Consider the following 279-nt stretch of genomic DNA (forward strand, 5'->3'; position numbering starts at 1 on the left):
CCTCAGCCTTGTTCTCTTCTCAAGCGGAATAGAGCTATTCGGGGAAAAGATTGTCGCCAGCTGGATTGCCTTGACGGTAATTGTCACCAGCATCGGGTTACTGCTTCTCTATATTCTCCATGCGCGACGCACGCCAAACCCATTAATTTCATTAGATTTATTTAAAACCCGCACTTTCTCGATCGGTATCGTAGGCAATATTGCAACCCGTCTGGGGACCGGCTGTGTACCGTTCCTTATGCCATTGATGTTACAGGTAGGATTTGGGTATCAGGCGTT

Annotated in this window: 1 pseudogene; it reads left to right on the forward strand. The window is 47.7% G+C overall.

The annotated features are described in order from the left end of the window. Nucleotides 1-279, forward strand: a pseudogene (locus LZP73_RS21145) (MFS transporter); the annotation flags it as partial.

The organism is Shewanella sp. AS16, from assembly GCF_021412365.1.
Lineage (GTDB): Bacteria > Pseudomonadota > Gammaproteobacteria > Enterobacterales > Shewanellaceae > Shewanella > Shewanella salipaludis.